Origin of the sequence: Kribbella sp., from assembly GCF_035655035.1 — a bacterium.
Classification (GTDB): Bacteria; Actinomycetota; Actinomycetes; order Propionibacteriales; family Kribbellaceae; genus Kribbella.
In genome coordinates this window covers 1-5,198 of sequence record NZ_DASRVN010000201.1, presented here as the reverse complement: position 1 = coordinate 5,198, position 5,198 = coordinate 1, and the positions used below count along the sequence as shown (strand labels likewise).

Annotated in this window: 5 protein-coding genes; 2 read left to right on the top strand and 3 right to left on the bottom strand. The window is 69.2% G+C overall.

Going from position 1 to position 5,198, the window contains the following annotated elements; translation table 11 throughout:
• Window positions 1-107 precede the first annotated feature (107 nt).
• Window positions 108-1,112 (top strand): DNA polymerase III subunit delta, encoded by a 1,005-nt coding sequence (gene holA, locus VFF46_RS11835; protein ID WP_325037137.1) that lies wholly within the window; start codon window positions 108-110, stop codon window positions 1,110-1,112.
• A 169-nt stretch (window positions 1,113-1,281) separates the two neighbouring features.
• On the opposite strand, the gene VFF46_RS11830 is transcribed toward holA, so the two are convergent.
• The 3 genes from VFF46_RS11830 to VFF46_RS11820 all read right to left on the bottom strand — a co-directional run bounded on the left by VFF46_RS11830 (window position 1,282) and on the right by VFF46_RS11820 (window position 3,281).
• On the bottom strand, window positions 1,282-2,283 hold the full coding sequence (locus VFF46_RS11830; protein WP_325037136.1) for an NADP-dependent oxidoreductase: 1,002 nt from the start codon (window positions 2,281-2,283) through the stop codon (window positions 1,282-1,284).
• A 138-nt stretch (window positions 2,284-2,421) separates the two neighbouring features.
• Complete coding sequence (gene rpsT / locus VFF46_RS11825) at window positions 2,422-2,682, bottom strand: 30S ribosomal protein S20 (RefSeq protein ID WP_131290686.1); 261 nt, start codon at window positions 2,680-2,682, stop codon at window positions 2,422-2,424.
• Between the two features lie 134 nt (window positions 2,683-2,816).
• A complete protein-coding gene (locus tag VFF46_RS11820) occupies window positions 2,817-3,281 on the bottom strand; it encodes an SRPBCC family protein (RefSeq protein WP_325037135.1) in 465 nt (154 codons plus the stop codon).
• Window positions 3,282-3,573: 292 nt separating this feature from the next.
• On the opposite strand from VFF46_RS11820, the gene VFF46_RS11815 reads away from it, so the two are divergent.
• Window positions 3,574-5,198: S8 family serine peptidase (locus VFF46_RS11815; RefSeq protein ID WP_325037134.1), on the top strand; the 1,625-nt coding region annotated here is incomplete at its 3' end.

The window sequence follows — 5,198 nt, the reverse complement described above, 5'->3', positions numbered from 1 at the left end:
GTGCTGGGTGGGTTCGGGTTGGGTGGGGTCGGGGGCATGGGGTCATCTTGGTGGGTTTGGGGTGGGTGTGCACGGGGATTGTCGGGGTGGCGTGGGATGCTGGCGTGGTGGCTGCTCGTAAAGGTTCTGCGCCGAAGCTTGGTGATGTGCTGCTGGTGACCGGCGCCGAGTCGTTCCTGGCGGATCGGGCGGTGCGGTCGGCGATCGCGGCGGTGTCCAAGGGCAACGTGGCGGTGTCGAAGAGCAACTCCGAGGTCGAGGTGACGGATCTCGATGCGTCGACGCTGGATGTCGGGGTGTTCGCCGAGTTGACCGGGCCGTCGCTGTTCGCGACCGAGCGGGTGCTGGTGCTGCGGGCGCTCGAGAATCTGCCGAGCGAGATGGCGGCGCATCTGATCGAGTACGCCGGGGCGCCGTCGGACGACGTACTCGTGGTGCTCGTGCATTCGGGTGGGCAGAAGGGCAAGGGCGTACTCGACAAGTTGCGCAAGGCATCGGTCAACGAGGTGGTCGCGACCGCGCCCAAGGCGTGGGAGTTGCCGCAGTTCGTCGCGGGGGAGATCCGGTTGCTGGGCGGGTCGGTCGACGAGGGGGCGGCGTCGGCGCTGGTGGATGCGGTGGGGCATGACCTGCGGGCGTTGGCGGGGGCCTGTTCGCAGCTAGTGTCGGACTCGGGCGGGCAGGCCGTGACGGCTGAGCTGATCGGGCAGTACTTCGGTGGGCGCGCCGAGGTGACGAGCTTCGCGGTGGCGGATGCCGCGATCGCCGGGCGGACGGAGCCGGCGCTGGAGCAGTTGCGGTGGGCGCTGGACTGTGGCGTCGCGCCGGTGCTGGTGACGAGTGCGATGGCCGGCGGGTTGCGTGGGTTGGCGAAGTACGCGAGCGCGTCGGGTGGGATGCGGGACGCGGATCTGGCGCGCGAGGTCGGCGTACCGCCGTGGAAGCTGAAGCAGCTCAAGCAGCAGTCGCGTGGCTGGACGCCCGGTGGGCTGGCCGCCGCGATCAAGGCCGTCGCTCAGGCCGACGCGGACGTGAAGGGCGCCTCCGGCGACGTCGGCTATGCGCTCGAACGCATGGTCCTCACCGTCACCCGCGCCCACGGCCGTCGCTGATGGCCCCGACACTCCCAGCGCTCACGGACCTCGCCGACAAGCCCGGCGCAGGGCTCCGAGCTGACGGACCCGACTCCACGCGCTCACGGACATCGCTGACGGCCCCGACTCCACGCCCTCGCGGACAGACCCGCCGCAGGACTCGGAGCTGACCGACCCGGCGCAGGGCTCAGAGCTGTACGACGACCTTGCCCTTGGCGTGGCCTTGTTCCAGGTGGGTGAAGGCGGCGGCGAGGTCGGCGAAGGGAAAGACGCGGTCGATCAGCGGTCTGAGGTGGCCCTTGTCGACCAGGTCTGCCAGTACGTCGAGGTCGGCGCCGCTCGGGTGCATGAACAGGTACCGGTAGCCGACGCCGCGACGGCGTGCTTGGAGGTGGATCTTCGCGCTCGCCACCGCCAGCGCGGCCGTCAGCAGCGGTCCGGCGTCCAGGTCCAGGCGAGCGGTCGTCGCGTCGGGCATGCCCGCGATCGAGACCGTCCTGGAACCGCGCCGGAGGATGTCGAAGCTGTCGATCAGGTCCTGGCCGCCGGTCAGGTCGAACGCCCCGTCGTAACCGCTGAGCAGGTCCTTGAACCGCTCGCTCCGGTAGTCGATCACGGTCCCGGCCCCGAGGGAGCGCACCAGGTCCGCACCGCGCGGGGACGCGGTGGTCGCCACGTTCGCGCCCATCCAGGCGGCGAGCTGGATGGCGAGCGTACCCACGCCGCCTGCTCCGCCGGAGATGAACACGTTGTCGCCGGCCTTGACCGCCAACTCGTCGCGGAGCGCCTGTAGTGCCGTCAGACCGGCGAGCGGGAGCCCGGCCGCGGCGGCGAAGTCCAGGGTCGCGGGCATCTTGGCGACGATGCTCTGGTGCACTGTCGCGTACGGCGCGTAGGCGCCCAGCTTGTGCTTGTCGACCCGGGAGAACACCCGGTCGCCGACCGCGAAGCGGCTGACGCCTGGCCCGACGCCCTCGACCACGCCGGACAGCTCGCTGCCGGCGACGATGGGCAGCCGCAGGCGGTTGATCAGTCGCAGCTTGCCTTCACGGATCTTGTAGTCGACGGGGTTGAGACCCGCGGCCCGGACCCGGATCAGGACTTCCTCGTCGCCCGGCGTCGGGTCCGGTACGTCGCGGAACTCCATCGCGCGCGCGTCGCCGTACCGCGTCAGGACGTAGGCCCGCATGGATCACCTGCCGGATCGTCGAGAAGTTAACAGTGTTCACTGTACACATCGGGACCAGCTGCGGGCATACGAAAACGATCGGCCGGTCGCGGGGACGGGCCGATCGTTCGGGGTCGCGTCAGTGGCGCGACCGGGGCGTCAGAGCGACGCGGCCTTCTTGAAGATGGCCGACTTGCGGTTGGCGGCCTGGTTGGCGTGGATGACGCCCTTGCTGACGGCCTTGTCGAGCAGGCGGCCCGCCTTGCGAGCGGTGTCGTTGGCCTTCTCGGCCTCGCCGGCCTCGACGGCCTCGTGGAAGCGCCGGACAGCCGTCTTGAGGGTCGACTTCACGGACTTGTTGCGAAGTCGCGCAGCCTCGTTCTGGCGGTTGCGCTTGATCTGGGACTTGATGTTCGCCACGGAGCAGAGCCTCGATCAGGTGTGTGCGGTTAATACAGGATGGTGTTGCGCGCACGGCTGTACACCACCCGTGGGCACGCGAAGAACCAGATTAGCAACAAGCAGTCTTCTCCTCCAAACCGGCAGTGGGCGGATCATCGGCCGTGCGCAGCCTCGGCGGCGGACTTCAGCCGCAGGAGCGTGGTGTGGATGCCCTCGACGTTGCGCGGCGTGCGGTCGCCGAACACCGGCCGGAACAGCTTCTTGAGGACGACCGGGCGGTGGTCGGTCCAGGATTCGGTGACCGTGCAGCCGTCCGCGGTATCGGCGAACTCGTAGTCCCAGCGCGAGATCCGGACCGTGCCGAACGTGATGTCGAAGGTGAAGCGCCGCCCGGGCTCCGCGGTCACCACCCTGCCGAAGGTGAACCACCGGACGAACCCCACCCGGTTGTGCCCGACAAAACGCGACCCCGCCGTCACGACACGAGACGCAGATCCGGACCACCTGACCCGGGTGCACTCCGGGCTCCATTCGCCCATCCGCGGTAGATCGCTGACCAATCGATACAGTGTGTCAGCGGACGACTGCACTGTGATTGACTCGGTCAGATCCGGCATCGGGTTTTCCCTTGCTCTCGGCAGTCGCGGGCTCTGCTGAGCGTGACACCTCCGACCGCTGACGGCATACTCAAGGCCCCGCGAGCCCTAGGGTGCGTCTCCCGATCCCACGCCTACTGCGGGGCACTCGGCACGGCACCTCGCCGCACGGGTGCAAAGGCCACGATGCTCCGCATCGAGACCTTCGCCCCCGCACGCCGAGCTACCGCACCGAGCACCTCCTCGCTACGACGTGGGATCGGGAGCCGCACCCTAACTCCACCATCGCGCCGCCAAGCCCTGGAGGAACTCCGTGACCCGCAAGCGACCGGCGATTCTCGCTGCCACCGCACTGATCGCCGCCTGTGCCGGCGTTCCCGTGCTGGTGAACGCCGCGAACGCCTTCCAGCCGGCCCCGACCCAGTCCGACCCCGACGTCAAACGCTCCGACACCGGTTCGTACATCGTCCAGCTCGACGACTCGCCCGTGACGGAGTACGACGGTGACATCGCCGGTCTCGCGGCCACGAAGGTGCTGCCCGGCGCGAAGCTGCTGAAGAGCGCGGCGCCCGTCGTCGACTACGTCAAGCACCTCGCGAGCGAGCGCACCGACGTACTCAAGGCCGTTCCGGGCGTCAAGAAGCTCTACGACTACAACTACACGTATGCCGGGTTCTCGGCCGAGATGTCGTACGACGACGCGGTGAAGCTGGCCAAGTCGTCGGGCGTGAAGAGCGTCGAGCCGAGCGAGATCGAGCACGCCGACACCGTCGACACCCCGCGCTTCCTCGGCCTGTCCGGGAAGGGCGGCGCCTGGCAGCAGGCGGGCGGCGTCGACAACGCCGGCGACGGCGTGATCATCGGCATGATCGACTCCGGGTACGTCCCGGAGCGCCCGAGCTTCGCGCCGATGAAGACGACCAAGCAGTCCGACGCGATCGTCGCGAAGAAGTGGAAGGGCACCTGTCAGGCCGGCGAGGAAGCGCCCGTCACCTGCAACAACAAGGTGATCGGCGCGCGGTACTTCGACAAGGGCATCGGCAACCGCCCGATCCCGGAGGAGTTCAAGTCGCCGCGCGACTACGGCGGCCACGGCACGCACACCGCGAGTACGGCGGCCGGCGACTACGGCGTCGACATGACCGTGATGGGCCGTGACTACGGCAAGGGCTCCGGTATGGCGCCGCACGCCCGGCTGGCGATCTACAAGGCGCTGTGGGCGGTCGACGCGTCCGGCGGCGGCAGCGGTACGGACGCCGACATCGTGGCCGCGATCGACGCCGCGGTGTCGGACGGCGTGGACGTCATCAACTACTCGATCTCCGGCAGCGGGTCGACGTACGTGAACGCCACCGGGCTCGCGTTCCTGCGGGCCGCGAAGGCGGGCGTGTTCGTCGCGAGCAGCGCCGGGAACACCGGTCCGGGCGATGCGACCGTCGGCAAGACGTACCCCTGGGTCACGTCCGTTGCCAACGGCACCCATGACCGCGACATCCAGACCACCGTGACGCTCGGGAACGGCAAGTCCTACACCGGCGCGGGAATCGGTTCCGGTACGCCGCAGGCGCCGGTCGTGCTGGCCAAGGACGCCGGGCTGGACGGTGCCAATCCGGCGAACCTGACCCTCTGCCAGGCCGGCACGCTCGACCCGGCCAAGGTGAAGGGCAAGATCGTGGTCTGCGACCGCGGTGTGAACGCCCGCGCCGACAAGAGTCTGCAGGTGAAGAACGCGGGCGGCATCGGCATGATCCTGCTGAACATCACCCCCGGCACGCTGGACGCCGACCTGCACGCGGTGCCGACCGTGCACCTGGACGACACCAAGGCGGCCGAGATCAAGGCGTACGTCGGCGGTACGGCGAACCCGACCGCGACGATCGGCGCCGGTACGCCGGTCCGCGTGAACGCCCCGATGGTGGCGAGCTCCTCGAGCCGCGG